Origin of the sequence: Bacillus sp. B28 (assembly GCF_029536185.1) — a bacterium.
GTDB lineage: Bacteria > Bacillota > Bacilli > Bacillales > Bacillaceae > Bacillus > Bacillus halotolerans.
In genome coordinates this window covers 962,431-975,000 of record NZ_CP120511.1, presented here as the reverse complement: position 1 = coordinate 975,000, position 12,570 = coordinate 962,431, and the positions used below count along the sequence as shown (strand labels likewise).

General features: G+C 44.2%; 12 protein-coding genes and 2 rRNA genes (1 of these 14 only partly in view). 4 read left to right on the top strand and 10 right to left on the bottom strand.

The features are described 5' to 3' along the window. From P3L57_RS04660 to P3L57_RS04650, 3 genes are all read right to left on the bottom strand, one after another. Positions 1–903, bottom strand: a 23S ribosomal RNA gene (locus P3L57_RS04660); it reaches 2,025 nt to the left of the window's first position. 169 nt (positions 904–1,072) lie between these two features. Then, positions 1,073–2,622: ribosomal RNA gene (locus P3L57_RS04655) — 16S ribosomal RNA — on the bottom strand. The 16S and 23S rRNA genes sit together here, the layout of an rRNA operon. A gap of 295 nt (positions 2,623–2,917) precedes the next feature. Continuing rightward, complete coding sequence (locus P3L57_RS04650; protein ID WP_069487583.1) at positions 2,918–3,802, bottom strand: nucleotidyltransferase-like protein; 885 nt, start codon at positions 3,800–3,802, stop codon at positions 2,918–2,920. Between the two features lie 206 nt (positions 3,803–4,008). Here P3L57_RS04650 and P3L57_RS04645 point away from each other — a divergent pair, with 206 nt between their 5' ends. Beyond that, positions 4,009–4,362: a YgzB family protein gene (locus P3L57_RS04645; RefSeq protein ID WP_010333473.1), complete on the top strand. Its 354-nt coding sequence runs from the start codon at positions 4,009–4,011 to the stop codon at positions 4,360–4,362. Between the two features lie 30 nt (positions 4,363–4,392). Here P3L57_RS04645 and perR read toward each other — a convergent pair whose 3' ends face one another. Together perR and bcp are read right to left on the bottom strand one after the other, a co-directional pair. Beyond that, on the bottom strand, positions 4,393–4,830 hold the full coding sequence (gene perR, locus P3L57_RS04640; protein ID WP_010333472.1) for a peroxide-responsive transcriptional repressor PerR: 438 nt from the start codon (positions 4,828–4,830) through the stop codon (positions 4,393–4,395). Positions 4,831–4,963: 133 nt separating this feature from the next. After that, positions 4,964–5,437, bottom strand: a complete 474-nt coding sequence (gene bcp / locus P3L57_RS04635) for a thioredoxin-dependent thiol peroxidase (protein ID WP_024120665.1) — start codon at positions 5,435–5,437, stop codon at positions 4,964–4,966. A gap of 151 nt (positions 5,438–5,588) precedes the next feature. On the opposite strand from bcp, the gene P3L57_RS04630 reads away from it, so the two are divergent. Then, positions 5,589–6,878: a glutamate-1-semialdehyde 2,1-aminomutase gene (locus P3L57_RS04630; protein WP_044163752.1), complete on the top strand. Its 1,290-nt coding sequence runs from the start codon at positions 5,589–5,591 to the stop codon at positions 6,876–6,878. Positions 6,879–7,097: 219 nt separating this feature from the next. Further along, positions 7,098–8,159: an aromatic acid exporter family protein gene (locus P3L57_RS04625; RefSeq protein WP_044163751.1), complete on the top strand. Its 1,062-nt coding sequence runs from the start codon at positions 7,098–7,100 to the stop codon at positions 8,157–8,159. Positions 8,160–8,232: 73 nt separating this feature from the next. On the opposite strand, the gene P3L57_RS04620 is transcribed toward P3L57_RS04625, so the two are convergent. The 5 genes from P3L57_RS04620 to fabL form a co-directional block, all read right to left on the bottom strand. Continuing rightward, positions 8,233–9,975: an ABC transporter ATP-binding protein gene (locus P3L57_RS04620; protein WP_044163749.1), complete on the bottom strand. Its 1,743-nt coding sequence runs from the start codon at positions 9,973–9,975 to the stop codon at positions 8,233–8,235. An 84-nt stretch (positions 9,976–10,059) separates the two neighbouring features. Then, positions 10,060–10,590 (bottom strand): nucleoside tri-diphosphate phosphatase, encoded by a 531-nt coding sequence (gene ntdP, locus P3L57_RS04615; protein ID WP_003223272.1) that lies wholly within the window; start codon positions 10,588–10,590, stop codon positions 10,060–10,062. A gap of 143 nt (positions 10,591–10,733) precedes the next feature. Continuing rightward, the gene (locus tag P3L57_RS04610) at positions 10,734–10,994 is read right to left on the bottom strand and encodes a YgaB family protein (protein ID WP_024120661.1); all 261 of its coding nucleotides are present in this window, start codon (positions 10,992–10,994) and stop codon (positions 10,734–10,736) included. A gap of 172 nt (positions 10,995–11,166) precedes the next feature. Then, the gene (gene sspE / locus P3L57_RS04605; RefSeq protein ID WP_024120660.1) at positions 11,167–11,424 is read right to left on the bottom strand and encodes a gamma type acid-soluble spore protein SspE; all 258 of its coding nucleotides are present in this window, start codon (positions 11,422–11,424) and stop codon (positions 11,167–11,169) included. 71 nt (positions 11,425–11,495) lie between these two features. Beyond that, a complete protein-coding gene (gene fabL / locus P3L57_RS04600; protein WP_010333464.1) occupies positions 11,496–12,248 on the bottom strand; it encodes an enoyl-[acyl-carrier-protein] reductase FabL in 753 nt (250 codons plus the stop codon). Positions 12,249–12,330: 82 nt separating this feature from the next. Here fabL and P3L57_RS04595 point away from each other — a divergent pair, with 82 nt between their 5' ends. Then, positions 12,331–12,555: a hypothetical protein gene (locus P3L57_RS04595; RefSeq protein WP_024120659.1), complete on the top strand. Its 225-nt coding sequence runs from the start codon at positions 12,331–12,333 to the stop codon at positions 12,553–12,555. Positions 12,556–12,570: the final 15 nt, after the last annotated feature.

The window sequence follows — 12,570 nt, the reverse complement described above, 5'->3', positions numbered from 1 at the left end:
CCAAGACTCTTACCTTGAGGCTAGCCCTAAAGCTATTTCGGAGAGAACCAGCTATCTCCAGGTTCGATTGGCATTTCACCCCTACCCACACCTCATCCCCGCACTTTTCAACGTGCGTGGGTTCGGGCCTCCATTCAGTGTTACCTGAACTTCACCCTGGACATGGGTAGATCACCTGGTTTCGGGTCTACGACCACGTACTCATGCGCCCTATTCAGACTCGCTTTCGCTGCGGCTCCGCATCTTCTGCTTAACCTTGCACGGGATCGTAACTCGCCGGTTCATTCTACAAAAGGCACGCCATCACCCGTTAACGGGCTCTGACTACTTGTAGGCACACGGTTTCAGGATCTCTTTCACTCCCCTTCCGGGGTGCTTTTCACCTTTCCCTCACGGTACTGGTTCACTATCGGTCACTAGGGAGTATTTAGCCTTGGGAGATGGTCCTCCCGGATTCCGACGGAATTTCACGTGTTCCGCCGTACTCAGGATCCACTCTGGAGAGAACGAAGTTTTGACTACAGGGCTGTTACCTCCTATGGCGGGCCTTTCCAGACCTCTTCATCTACCTCGTTCCTTTGTAACTCCGTACAGAGTGTCCTACAACCCCAAGAGGCAAGCCTCTTGGTTTGGGCTAATCCCGTTTCGCTCGCCGCTACTCAGGGAATCGCATTTGCTTTCTCTTCCTCCGGGTACTTAGATGTTTCAGTTCCCCGGGTCTGCCTTCTCATATCCTATGAATTCAGATATGGATACCACTCCATTACGAGTGGTGGGTTTCCCCATTCGGAAATCTCCGGATCAAAGCTTGCTTACAGCTCCCCGAAGCATATCGGTGTTCGTCCCGTCCTTCATCGGCTCCTAGTGCCAAGGCATCCACCGTGCGCCCTTTCTAACTTAACCGTTAAAAAGAATCACTATGTGATATCTTGTGTTACTAATTGAATGTGATGTCTACTGTTATCTAGTTTTCAAAGAACACGTTTCGAAGGAATGATCCTTCAAAACTAAACAAGACAGGGAACGTTCTGTTTATAAGACCCAAGGTCTTATATTCCGTAAATATCCTTAGAAAGGAGGTGATCCAGCCGCACCTTCCGATACGGCTACCTTGTTACGACTTCACCCCAATCATCTGTCCCACCTTCGGCGGCTGGCTCCATAAAGGTTACCTCACCGACTTCGGGTGTTACAAACTCTCGTGGTGTGACGGGCGGTGTGTACAAGGCCCGGGAACGTATTCACCGCGGCATGCTGATCCGCGATTACTAGCGATTCCAGCTTCACGCAGTCGAGTTGCAGACTGCGATCCGAACTGAGAACAGATTTGTGGGATTGGCTTAACCTCGCGGTTTCGCTGCCCTTTGTTCTGTCCATTGTAGCACGTGTGTAGCCCAGGTCATAAGGGGCATGATGATTTGACGTCATCCCCACCTTCCTCCGGTTTGTCACCGGCAGTCACCTTAGAGTGCCCAACTGAATGCTGGCAACTAAGATCAAGGGTTGCGCTCGTTGCGGGACTTAACCCAACATCTCACGACACGAGCTGACGACAACCATGCACCACCTGTCACTCTGCCCCCGAAGGGGACGTCCTATCTCTAGGATTGTCAGAGGATGTCAAGACCTGGTAAGGTTCTTCGCGTTGCTTCGAATTAAACCACATGCTCCACCGCTTGTGCGGGCCCCCGTCAATTCCTTTGAGTTTCAGTCTTGCGACCGTACTCCCCAGGCGGAGTGCTTAATGCGTTAGCTGCAGCACTAAGGGGCGGAAACCCCCTAACACTTAGCACTCATCGTTTACGGCGTGGACTACCAGGGTATCTAATCCTGTTCGCTCCCCACGCTTTCGCTCCTCAGCGTCAGTTACAGACCAGAGAGTCGCCTTCGCCACTGGTGTTCCTCCACATCTCTACGCATTTCACCGCTACACGTGGAATTCCACTCTCCTCTTCTGCACTCAAGTTCCCCAGTTTCCAATGACCCTCCCCGGTTGAGCCGGGGGCTTTCACATCAGACTTAAGGAACCGCCTGCGAGCCCTTTACGCCCAATAATTCCGGACAACGCTTGCCACCTACGTATTACCGCGGCTGCTGGCACGTAGTTAGCCGTGGCTTTCTGGTTAGGTACCGTCAAGGTACCGCCCTATTCGAACGGTACTTGTTCTTCCCTAACAACAGAGCTTTACGATCCGAAAACCTTCATCACTCACGCGGCGTTGCTCCGTCAGACTTTCGTCCATTGCGGAAGATTCCCTACTGCTGCCTCCCGTAGGAGTCTGGGCCGTGTCTCAGTCCCAGTGTGGCCGATCACCCTCTCAGGTCGGCTACGCATCGTTGCCTTGGTGAGCCATTACCTCACCAACTAGCTAATGCGCCGCGGGTCCATCTGTAAGTGGTAGCCGAAGCCACCTTTTATGTTTGAACCATGCGGTTCAAACAAGCATCCGGTATTAGCCCCGGTTTCCCGGAGTTATCCCAGTCTTACAGGCAGGTTACCCACGTGTTACTCACCCGTCCGCCGCTAACATCAGGGAGCAAGCTCCCATCTGTCCGCTCGACTTGCATGTATTAGGCACGCCGCCAGCGTTCGTCCTGAGCCAGGATCAAACTCTCCGATAAATGGATCGCAGATTGAGTTCACCACATCCTGTGGTAACATCTGCGTGATCTGCATCGTGCAGACCTCAGTTTGACTGACTACGCACATCGCTGTGCGATTTATAATAAAACTTGAATTAACAGGTACGTTTTGTCTTGTTTAGTTTTCAAAGATCATCCGTCACTTCTTTAAGAAGCGACTTTTTTAGTATAACATTTCGACTTTGTTTTGTCAAATGTTTTTTATTTTATTTCTCCGCCGCTGTGAGCTTGTTTTTTCAGAAGCGCATCAGCGACGTTTAATAATATACCATGCTCAGGAATCAGAGTCAACATCTTTTTTAAAAGAATATCCTCGATGAAAGACAGCCTGTCCTTTGGTTTCAATTCGGCACACGCTGATAAGACCTTTTTCTGTCAGGTAATCAAGCTTGACGCCAAGGTCTTGAATGAAATGTTTTAAGTCAGGATGCTGAAGAAGCTCGCTAAATTGCCAGATGTCCTTTTCTTTCATCACTTCGAAAAGATGTGCTGAACCAATCTCAGCTTTAGAATGAATCAGAAAATCATTTGCTAAGAATAATAATTCAAGCCTTTTTTCCAAGCTTTCGTGACTTTCAATCAGCTCGGAATATAATTTGTACACTTGAGGCTCCATCTGACGCACTTGACTCCACACAGTGGTTTCCGGATGGAATCCTCTGTCGATTACTTCAATACGTGCTAGGTGATGCAATGCATGGACTACTGCATTGTAGGCATCTAAAAATTGATTGGCTTCAAAGAAAGCTTTTCCTTCAACGTATCTTCTAATTAACTTGCCGTATTCAAGGCCGATCTTCAGTTTACGTTCTGCAAACGGAAAAGTATTAAGCCTGTCGATAAGCTCAGCAATATACTCATTGCGGTCAAACATGACTCTTCCGTTTACAATCCAATCTATGATTCTTCTATTTGTGCCGAGCAAAATCCATTCTTGAACCTGAGCATCAGTTATCACATGCAAAGAGGCTGTTTTGTGATCAAATTCATAATGCTTTATAAAAACAGGCTTATCAGACTGCTTTACAATGACAAGCAAAGCGGCATCAAAGTTATCTGTTATGGAAGACGTTTTGTTTCTTCTCTCAATCATAATAACAGCCAATGTATTGGGATGACTTGCTCTTTCTTGGTAAATTGGACGGAGAAGATTTTCCATCACTATTCCTCCAATGCAATTGTTCAATTTTTTTATTCTCTATTTGATTCAATTCTATGGTTAAATCGAAATTCCTTTTTTCTAAACACATTGAACTATTATAAACAATTTCAAAGCAAGTCTCCATATTTAAATTCCATTTCAAACGAAAACATGAAGAAAATACCATCAGGTTTGTGCTATATTTAATTCAGAGGGGGATGGACATGGCGAAATACTCCAGCAAAATTAATAAAATCAGAACGTTTGCGTTAAGTTTGGTTTTCGTTGGGTTTATCATTATGTACATCGGGATTTTTTTTAAGGAGTCCGTTTTGCTTTCGAGTTTGTTTATGATACTCGGGCTTTTATCTATCGGGCTCAGCACGGTTGTTTATTTTTGGATCGGCATGCTCTCGACCAAAGCGGTTCGGGTCATTTGTCCGGGCTGTGAAAAAGAGACCAAGGTTTTAGGCAGAGTAGATATGTGTATGCATTGCAGAGAGCCGCTGACTTTAGATCAAAGCTTAGAAGGAAAAGAATTTGATGAGTCTTATAATAAGAAGAAAATGTCGAAATAAATAAGCTGACCGTTTTGCGGTCAGCTTATTTTAATGGTTTTCTTTTTTTGAACACTCTTGGCAGACGCCGTAAATTTCTAAACGGTGGTGGCTTACTTTAAAGCCGGTCACATGTGCAGCAAGCTGTTCCACTTCATCAAGGCCGGGATAGTGGAAGTCCACAATTTTACCGCAGCTTTCACAAATGGCGTGATAGTGATCGGATGTAACAAAATCAAATCTGCTGGAAGCATCACCGTATGTGAGCTCTTTTACCAGGCCGGATTCCCGGAACACACGCAAGTTGTTATATACCGTCGCTACGCTCATGTTAGGAAATTTCCCTTCCAGAGCTTTATATATATCGTCCGCTGTTGGATGAGCCATAGAGTTAACGAGATATTCCAGAATCGCATGACGTTGAGGAGTAATGCGAACTCCGGTTTCCTTCAACGTTTCTAAGGCTTCTTTTAGTTCATGTGCAGCCATCCGTCATGCACCTCTCTTCTAAAAAAGATTCTTACATTATAATGTTTATAATTAGTGTAACTCTTTTTACGATAATTTGTCAATTGATATTAGGGTAAAAGTTGCAGCTATGCTATGAGGCTGATTGACGATTTTACTTTCCCGACATATCTTTCAGCGTCTGGAGCGCTTCAGCTACATGGTCTTTCACTTTTACCTTTCTCCATTCTTTAATGAGCCGGCCTTCTTTGTCAATCAAAAAAGTCGAGCGTTCAATCCCCATATATTCTTTTCCGAAGTTTTTCTTCAGTTTCCATACATCAAACGCCTCCGCCAGCTTGTGTTCGTCATCGACAAGCAGCAAAAACGGCAGATTATGCTTCTCTTTAAATTTCCCGTGTTTTTCCTCGCTGTCCGGGCTGACGCCGATAATCACAGCATCCAGCTCAGCGAAGTTTTCGTGGCTGTCACGAAAATCGCACGCTTCAGTTGTGCATCCCGGTGTCATGTCTTTTGGATAAAAGTAAAGGACGATATACTTCCCTTCATAATCCGATAATTTTACGATCTCCCCATGATCGCCTTTCAACTCAATATCAGGCGCTTTTTGTCCGATTTCAATAGTCATTTCTTTACCTCCGGATGTTTTTGTATTAAGCGTATCCAATTCTTGTCCAGATTACAACTATGACCCTGTATCTTGAGCCTGAATCCGTTGTTCTTGTCTGGAAGCATGCTACAATAGAGGGGACGCAAGGAGATATAGGAGGTTATTATTTTTGTATACAAAATCAGTTGAACTTCACCGTGAAGCATTAGAGCATATTGTCGGCGGTGTAAACAGCCCTTCAAGATCATATAAAGCAGTTGGCGGGGGTTCTCCTGTTGCAATGGAGAAAGCAAATGGCGCTTATTTTTGGGACGTCGACGGAAACAAATACATTGATTATTTGGCGGCTTACGGGCCGATCATCACCGGACATGCCCACCCGCATATTACAGAGGCGATTAAAAAAGCCGCAGAAAACGGTGTATTATATGGAACACCGACAAAACATGAGGTTACTTTTGCAAAGATGCTGAAGGAAGCCATCCCCGCTATGGATAAAGTAAGATTCGTCAATTCAGGGACAGAAGCTGTGATGACGACCATCCGTGTGGCTCGTGCTTACACAGGCCGCACCAAAATTATTAAATTCGCAGGCTGTTATCACGGCCATTCAGATCTTGTACTCGTAGCGGCAGGCTCCGGTCCGTCTACTCTGGGCACACCTGACTCAGCCGGTGTACCGAAAAGCATTGCAAACGAGGTCATTACAGTTCCATTTAATGATATTGACAGCTACAAAGCGGCCTTAGATAAATGGGGCAGTGAAATCGCAGCGGTTCTCGTTGAACCGATTGTCGGCAACTTCGGTATCGTTGAGCCAAAAGAAGGTTTCTTAGAACAAGTAAACGAACTGACACACAATGCGGGCGCCCTCGTTATTTATGATGAAGTCATTACTGCTTTCCGCTTTATGTATGGCGGTGCTCAGGATCTTTTACAAGTGAAACCGGATTTAACTGCACTTGGAAAAATTATTGGCGGCGGACTTCCAATTGGAGCCTATGGCGGCAAACAAGAAATTATGGAGCAAGTCGCACCGCTCGGCCCTGCATATCAGGCAGGAACAATGGCCGGAAACCCCGCTTCTATTTTATCCGGCATTGCTTGCCTGGAAGTGCTGAAAGAGGAAGGCGTGTATGAAAAGCTTGACCATCTTGGCGCTATGCTTGAGGAAGGCATTTTGGCACACGCAGAAACCCACGGCATCACAATAACAGTCAATCGGTTAAAGGGTGCGCTGACGGTTTACTTCTCTGATGAGAAAGTAGAAAATTACGATCAGGCAGAACGCAGTGACGGTGAAACATTCGCTACGTTTTTCAAGCTGATGCTTGAGCGCGGCATTAATCTCGCACCTTCTAAATATGAAGCGTGGTTTATTACAACAGCGCATACAGAGCAGGATATTAAAGATACGCTTGCTGCTGTTGAGGATGCTTTTAAACATCTTAAAAAGTAATTTTGCACAACCCCGGACAGGAGCTTAAAGCTCCTGTTTTTTTGTACTTTTAAAAAGCGTGTAAGATTTTGGTCTTTTTCTTGAAAAATAGCTTGAATAATTGTATTGATCCCTGTATATTACTTAATTGTTTAGCAAATAAACTCACAGGGAATTTTAATGATTAGCCATTTGCTAGGTCAAACAATTTATTATAGAAAGGAATGCACGCACAAACCAATGAAACTTGGTGCCCGCATTTTCAAAACAGGGATCGCGATTACACTGGCTCTTTATTTAGCTTCGTGGATCGGACTTCCCGCACCGATTTTTGCTGGGATTGCAGCGATATTTGCGATCCAGCCGTCAATTTACCGCTCTTTTCTTATTATTATTGATCAGGTTCAGGCAAATATTATCGGAGCTGTTATCGCCACAGTGTTCGGTCTTATTTTCGGACCCAGTCCGATTATGATCGGATTGACAGCAGTTATTGTTATTACCATAATGCTGAAGCTTAAAATTGAACATACGATTTCGATTGCTCTTGTTACAGTTATTGCGATTTTAGAATCTGCCGGTGACGACTTCTTAATGTTTGCGCTGATCAGAACAAGCACAGTCATTTTAGGGGTACTTTCTTCCTTTATCGTCAACCTGGTGTTCCTGCCGCCTAAGTACGAGACAAAGCTGATTCATAACACAGTCGAAAACACTGAAGAAATTATGAAATGGATCAGGCTGATTATGCGCCAGTCAACAGAGCATTCGATTTTGAAAGAGGATATTGAAAAATTGAAAGAAAAAATGATCAAGCTTGATCAGACATATCTTCTATATAAAGAAGAAAGAAGCTACTTTAAGAAAACGACTTACGTGAAATCAAGAAAACTTGTCCTGTTCAGACAGTCGATAATAACCGCAAACCGGGCGCTCGACACGCTGAAGAAGCTGCATCGCCTGGAAAACGAGATTTATCATATGCCTGAAGAGTTTCAGGAAACGCTGACTGAAGAGCTTGATTACCTGCTTTATTGGCACGAGCGGATTTTGATGAGGTTTGTCGGCAAAATTAAACCGCATGATGATACAGATGAAGAAGGCATCCAATACAAACAGCTGCTGACAAAGTCATTTCTTAGAAACCAGCGCAACTCTGATGATGAGCTTCTTGATTATAATATGCTTAATATTATGGCAAGCGCTGTGGAATATCGCGAGCAGCTTGAACATTTAGAAACACTTATTACAAGCTTTCAAACGTACCATCCAAAAGACTGCGAATTGGAAATAGAAGAGTAGCCCGGTTCACATCACCGGGTTTTTTTATACAAAAAAATCTTATATCCTTGATAAAAGGATATAAGATCAATGTTTAGTTCAAGTTTTGGATTGTGAATAAGTGCTTGTATTGACTGTCATAATCCATCAGTTCATCATGGGTTCCTGTTTCGATGATTGTTCCGTTTTCCATGACGACAATTTTATCCGCATGTGTGATGGTTGATAAGCGGTGGGCCACAACAAAAGTTGTTCTGTCTTTCGCCAGCTTGTCCATCGCTTCTTGAATGTAGTGCTCACTTTCAAGATCCAAAGCTGAAGTAGCTTCATCCAAGATCAGCAGCGGCGGATTTTTCAGAAATACACGCGCAATGGAAATCCGCTGTTTTTGTCCCCCTGAGAGCTTAACGCCTCTTTCTCCCACACGGGTCTCATACCCTTCCGGAAAATTCATAATAAAATCATGTGCATTGGCTGCTTTTGCGGCTTCCATAATGTCTTCAAGCGTGGCATCAGGTTTTCCGATCGCAATATTTTCTCTAATCGTTTCACTGAATAAAAAGGTATCCTGAAGCACCATGCCAACCTGATTGCGCAGGCTTCTTGCTTCATACCCCCGAATGTCTGTCCCGTCAATCAATAGGCTGCCGCTTGATACATCATAAAACCTTGGAATCAGGCTGACAAGCGTGGATTTCCCTCCGCCGCTCATTCCAACGAGGGCTACGGTTTCTCCTCTGGTTACTTTTAAAGATACATCGTGAAGGATGTTTTCTTTTCCCTCTTCATATTGAAACGACACATTACGAAATTCGACTTCTCCGCGGATATGGTCAGCTTTGATGGCATTTGGTTTGTCAGTCAGTTCATACGGCTCGTCAATAAATTCAAATACCCTGTCCATTGAAGCGATTGACTGCGTCAAGGTTGTAGAAGAATTAATCAGCCTTCTGACAGGGTTATACATTCTGTCGATATACCCGACAAACGCAACCATCGTTCCGACTGTCAGCGGTCCGTTGATGACAAAATAGCCGGCAAATGCAATCACGATGAGCGGTGCCAGATCTGTAATGGTGTTGACAACCGCAAAAGTTTTGGCATTCCAATTCGTATGACGGATTGCTTTATCTAAGAAATGGCTGTTTTTTTCGTTAAAGTTGGCCTGCTCATGGTCTTCTATCGCAAAGCTTCTGATCACCGGCATGCCTTGAATCCGTTCATGCAAATGCCCCTGTACTTGAGCAAGCGCCTGTGACCGCTCTCTTGTCAGCTTTCTTAAACGGCCGTAAAAATACTTCACTGATATACCGTATAACGGAAACAAAATGATGGAAATAAGCGTTAATTTAACGTCCAGTGTCAGCATGATAGAGATCACGATCAAAATCGTCAGCATATCGAGCCATATATTCATCAGACCTGTGATCACAAAATCCTTTGTTTGTTCCACGTCATTGATGACTCGGGAAATGACTTCCCCTGTTCTAGTATTCGCATAGAAACGAAGGCTCAGCTTCTGTATATGATCAAACAGCTTGGCTCTTATATCATAGAGTACCTTGCTGGCTGTCCACTGGGCAAAATATTGCCGATAATATTCAACAGGCGGGCGCAAAATTAAAAATAAGGCGAACATGATCGCCATAATGGTGAACAATGACGTTGTTTTGTCACTGGCCGTGCCGCCTCCTTGAATAATGTCGTCAACTACGTACTTCAGGAGCAATGGGAGAGCAAGCGGAATGGAGAATTTTACGATCCCGATTAATACTGTAATGAAAATTTGCTTCTTATAAGGTTTGACGAATTGCATATAGCGTTTCATAACCCCCACGTTGATTCCCCCTCTCTTTATCATGATGTGTGTGAGCCCATGTGAAAAACCTGTTGTACCCCGCAACAGGTTTTTACTCAACCATTATTTTGTATAGCGCAAATACCGTTCATACCACATATCGACAAACTCGGGTGCAAACGGGCCCTGCCGCTGATGAATCCAATGGAGCAGCGTGTTTAAGTAGTCTCTTAAAATACTGTCAATTTCTTTTGGATAATTCATGGCTTTCCGATGATCATCATATTCGTCTTCATCGAGAATATTGTAAGTCATGTCAGGAAAAACCTTAACATCTAAGTCATAATCAATATATTTAATTGCTTCGCCATCATAGGCAAACGGAGAACTGATGTTGCAATAATAATGAACCCCGTCTTCCCTCAGCATCCCGATGACATTAAACCATTGTCTTGCGTGAAAATAACAGATTGCGGGCTCTCTGGTTATCCATGTCCGGCCGTCTGATTCGGTTACCATCGTCCGGTCATTGGCTCCGATGACACACATTTCTGTACTTTTTAAGATTGTTGTCTCATTCCAAATTCTATGAATCAGCCCATTATGCTTATAGCTGTGAATTTGAATGGTTTCTCCTTCCTTGGGATAACCCATATTTCTCCCCTACTTTCTATAAAGCCCTACAGTTAGTATGTCCAAATTTGCTTACCGACAACGTCTTTTACCTATTATAACGTTACAAATTGAAAAATGAAAATAAAAGAGCCATTCCGGCTTGGGAATGGCACATTCCTGCTCTACACATAGGAAGACGGCTTTTCTGAGCTGCGATATGAACGAATCACCTGCTCTGTCTGTTTTTGAAATGTATCCTGTATATCAGCAAGATGTTTTCGTTTTACCGCAATTTCATCCTGAATACCGCGCAGCCTTGCATCCCTTTCCAAGTGCCGGAGTTCTGCTTCGATTTCTTTGCAGCGGTCGAGCTCTGATTGGAGATCGAGAAGCTTGTCCATCGTTTTCATCTGTTCTATTACCAGCTTTTCAAATTCCGTCATCGGTTCCTCCTTCAGCCTGGTCAAAGTCTAAACGTTTCTACCATTACTCATTTCGATTCTGATCTGGCAAACCCTTTGACTCATTCTGTTGAGCTTTCACAAGTTTTGTCGTTTTTCAAACAGAAAAAAGCACTTCCACCCGAAGATGAAGTGCTTTTTTCTGTTTCAGTGATTAGCTGTTTTGTTGTTTGTTTTGTTCAGCAGATTGGTTTTGCTGTCTTACCTGCTGTGTGTTCGTTTCACTTGCGAATTCAGTGCCGAATTGACCTTGTTGGCCAGCAGCTGATTGTTGGTTTTGTTTTCTGACTTGCTGAGCGTTTGTTTCGCTAGCAAATTCAGTGCCGAATTGACCTTGACCAGCAGCTGATTGTTGGTTTTGTTTTCTGACTTGTTGAGCGTTTGTTTTGCTGAAGTTATTTGAGTTAGCCATTGTTATCACCTCCACGGTCATTAGAATGTGCAGGTGATCGAGTGGCTATTCCTTTTTTTAAAAAAATTTTTTTAAACGAGCAGAGAACGCCCGCCGTCAACGATAATGGTCTGTCCGCGGATCATGTCAGCTTTTGATGACACTAAAAATTCAACCGTATCGACCATATCTTTAATCTCTACCATACGTCCCGCCGGGGTATTTTGACGTGCATCCTCCAAAAGGTCTTCTCTGTTCGGGAAGTGTTTGAGCGCATCTGTGTCAATCGCTCCGCCTGATACCGCATTTACGATAATCTGTTTTGGTGAAAGCTCTACTGCGAGATAACGGGTTAAAGCCTCTAACGCAGCTTTTGACACACCAACTGTCGTATAGTTTTCAAGGTAGCGGATTGAACCTAATGAGCTGATGCTGACGATATGACCGCCGCCGTTTTTCTCCATCAGCTTTGCCGCTTCCTGAGCGCAGAAAAGCAAGGCTTTTGCATTGATGTTCATCGTCCAGTCCCAATGTGTCTCCTCTAATTCCATAACCGGTCTCAGTACGCCTGATGCAGCATTATTAACAAAAACATCCAGTCTTCCAAAGGTTTCATCAATTTGCTGAAACATCTCTTTAATTTTTGCAGGCTGCCCTACGTTTGCTTTTACGATAAGCACTTTCACGCCAAGTTTTTCGATTTCTTCCGCTGTTTCCAGAGCGGCTTTTTTGCTGCGTGCATAGTTAATGACAATATTATAGCCGTTTTCCGCAAGTCTGATCGCCGCTGCTTTTCCGACGCCGCGGCTGCTTCCTGTTACCAGTGCGCATTTATTTTGTTCCATTTTTTCCTCAGCTCCTTGTAGCGTATAGTTCTCTTCATTCCACAAACAATAATGGCAAGAACTTTAAAGGGGGTCTTCTGTTATGTATGTCGGACGAGATATGAGCGAATTGACCATGATTTCCAAAAAGGACTGGAAAAATAGTGAACTCGCCTTTTTTCATCATGCCTTTCAGCAAATTATGCCTTACTTGAACGAAGAAGGCCAATCAAAATACCGTGAATTAACGCAAGAGATTGAAGCGCGCGGCGGAATGAAGCGCAATGAAGCAGACTACAGCCACGGCACGCGCGTCAGTTATGATTAAGGACTCTTACCGAGC

Bases quoted from the DNA above. Each gene is read 5' to 3' on its own strand.
- P3L57_RS04650 (WP_069487583.1), bottom strand. From the start codon at position 3,802: ATGGAAAATCTTCTCCGTCCAATTTACCAAGAAAGAGCAAGTCATCCC.
- P3L57_RS04645 (WP_010333473.1), top strand. From the start codon at position 4,009: ATGGCGAAATACTCCAGCAAAATTAATAAAATCAGAACGTTTGCGTTA.
- perR (WP_010333472.1), bottom strand. From the start codon at position 4,830: ATGGCTGCACATGAACTAAAAGAAGCCTTAGAAACGTTGAAGGAAACC.
- bcp (WP_024120665.1), bottom strand. From the start codon at position 5,437: ATGACTATTGAAATCGGACAAAAAGCGCCTGATATTGAGTTGAAAGGC.
- P3L57_RS04625 (WP_044163751.1), top strand. From the start codon at position 7,098: ATGAAACTTGGTGCCCGCATTTTCAAAACAGGGATCGCGATTACACTG.
- ntdP (WP_003223272.1), bottom strand. From the start codon at position 10,590: ATGGGTTATCCCAAGGAAGGAGAAACCATTCAAATTCACAGCTATAAG.
- P3L57_RS04610 (WP_024120661.1), bottom strand. From the start codon at position 10,994: ATGACGGAATTTGAAAAGCTGGTAATAGAACAGATGAAAACGATGGAC.
- sspE (WP_024120660.1), bottom strand. From the start codon at position 11,424: ATGGCTAACTCAAATAACTTCAGCAAAACAAACGCTCAACAAGTCAGA.
- fabL (WP_010333464.1), bottom strand. From the start codon at position 12,248: ATGGAACAAAATAAATGCGCACTGGTAACAGGAAGCAGCCGCGGCGTC.
- P3L57_RS04595 (WP_024120659.1), top strand. From the start codon at position 12,331: ATGTATGTCGGACGAGATATGAGCGAATTGACCATGATTTCCAAAAAG.